Origin of the sequence: Citrobacter sp. wls718, assembly GCF_005280945.1 — a bacterium.
In the GTDB taxonomy this organism is placed as follows: domain Bacteria; phylum Pseudomonadota; class Gammaproteobacteria; order Enterobacterales; family Enterobacteriaceae; genus Citrobacter; species Citrobacter gillenii.
Genome location: NZ_SZWV01000019.1, coordinates 1,780 through 3,603, shown reverse-complemented (window position 1 = coordinate 3,603; position 1,824 = coordinate 1,780). Strand labels below are relative to the sequence as shown.

The 1,824-nt window shown below is 55.2% G+C and carries 4 protein-coding genes; all 4 read left to right on the top strand.

Translation table 11 applies throughout. The features are described from left to right. Nucleotides 1–433 precede the first annotated feature (433 nt). From FDW95_RS03480 to FDW95_RS03465, 4 genes are read left to right on the top strand one after another with little or no spacing between them, the layout of a single operon-like run. Nucleotides 434–700, top strand: coding sequence for an AlpA family transcriptional regulator (locus FDW95_RS03480; RefSeq protein WP_162882570.1), 267 nt, complete (start codon nt 434–436; stop codon nt 698–700). Continuing rightward, nucleotides 697–1,245, top strand: coding sequence for a host cell division inhibitor Icd-like protein (locus FDW95_RS03475; protein ID WP_087878535.1), 549 nt, complete (start codon nt 697–699; stop codon nt 1,243–1,245). The genes FDW95_RS03480 and FDW95_RS03475 overlap by 4 nt, the downstream gene beginning before the upstream one ends. Next, a complete protein-coding gene (locus tag FDW95_RS03470) occupies nt 1,242–1,469 on the top strand; it encodes a hypothetical protein (protein ID WP_087878536.1) in 228 nt (75 codons plus the stop codon). Before FDW95_RS03475 ends, FDW95_RS03470 begins: the two co-directional genes overlap by 4 nt. Then, a complete protein-coding gene (locus FDW95_RS03465; RefSeq protein ID WP_001592527.1) occupies nt 1,466–1,786 on the top strand; it encodes a DUF5375 domain-containing protein in 321 nt (106 codons plus the stop codon). The genes FDW95_RS03470 and FDW95_RS03465 overlap by 4 nt, the downstream gene beginning before the upstream one ends. Nucleotides 1,787–1,824: the final 38 nt, after the last annotated feature.

Sequence of the window (1,824 nt, the reverse complement as noted above, 5' to 3'; positions counted from 1 at the left end):
GGCTGGCCAGAGAAAGGTCGCAGGAAAACCTTACTCACCGTTTGTTTTTTTACTTATAACTATTCACCACTGTTCACCTTAAATAAAAAGATAAGTAATACAGTAAGTTAAAGGGTGAGCAGTTGAAGGTCTGACTGTTCACCGTCTGTTCACCACTGTTCACCCTTCAGTTTTTTCAGCCAGTCAGTCACTTAGACTTTTTAGTGATTAAAAATAATAAATATATATAAAAAAGTAATCAGCAATGGGCCACCGGTTTGCCAACGTTTGCCAAAAAACGGCCAACGTTTGCCACTGTATAAAAAACGCTCTGTTGTGTGGTGGAGCAGTACAAAATGACTTGTTGCCCTGAGGGAAAATATTCACAAAATAGAGAGCTACCCGAAGCCGGACGGACACGACCGGCACTGTATGGACTTTGTGAGGTAGCCCGATGCACACCGCTTTTTCTTCCCCGTCTTCTGCCCCTGCCGCCCCGCAGATGCCGGTTTCTGATACCGTTCACGAACGCTTTATCCGTCTGCCCGAAGTGATGCATCTGTGCGGCCTGTCCCGCTCGACCATTTACGACCTCATCAGCCGGGAAGCCTTCCCGAAACAAATCTCCCTCGGTGGGAAAAACGTGGCGTGGGCGCAGTCTGAAATCACCGCATGGATGGCAGATCGCATTGCCGAACGTAACCGGGGCTATGACGCATGATGATGATCGTTCAGCAAACAGCCCCTTTTTCTGGCTTGCTTCTTTTCGCCGTTTCCAGGTATAGTTTTCCCGCTGTCGCAAAATCGGCAGCCGGGCGTGAGAACCCGAGTTACTTCAAGGCGACACCGGACGCGCCATGCGTCTTTTTTTGTGTCTATGCCTATGTGCACCTGTTGTTTACGCATCGGTTCTTTAGCCGTTGCTGTATCTGCGTAATGGTGGCTCAGGCGGGGCAGCCCTCGGGCTGGCCGGTTCCCTTGAAGGCCGGTTTCTCACCCCCGTCTGGGCTACCACCCGAGCGTGAGAACTCCGGTGGTGGCGATAACCGCTACTTCAAGGAGGTTGCTCCTATGGCTACGACCCTCGCCCCGTCACACCCGCAGTTTGTCTTTGTGTTTGCCGCTGTTCGTCGCGCAGACCGTACCCCCCGTATTTGTATGCTCCGCACCATTGCCGGTGATGAGCACGCCGCACGCCTTTCCCTCGTTCGCGATTACGTCCTCTCGTTCGCTGGCCGCCTGCCGGTTGCGGAGGTGCGCGCATGAAACACACCACCATTACCGCCCGTGACCTCGAATGTCTGGAGCATATGCGCAATGTCGGCCAGCTCGTCGGCGACCTGATGCAGGTGCAGGACTGCGCGACCGTTCGTCGTGACCCGGCGCAGCAGTTACAGCTCACCTCCGTGATTTACCTCATGACCGCCCAGCTCGACGGCGTGGTCGAACGCTGCAATCAGCAGTGGCTGACCGGGGAGGGTAACGTATGAAAAAGCCATTACCGCCCGTATTACGCGCCGCGCTGTATCGTCGCGCCGTGGCCTGTGCATGGCTGACCCTGTGCGAACGCCAGCACCGCTACCCGCACCTCACCCTCGACGCGCTGGAAAGCGCCATTGCGACCGAGCTGGAGGGCTTCTATCTGCGCCAGCATGGTGAGGAAAAGGGCCGTCAGATTGCCTGTGCCCTGCTTGAAGATTTAATGGAAGCCGGACCACTCAAAGCCGCGCCGTCGCTGTCCTTTCTCGGGCTGGCCGTGATGGATGAGCTTTGCGCCCGTCATATCACCGCACCGGTACTGCACTGAGGGAGAAAACAACGATGAAAATGAACGTAACAGAAACG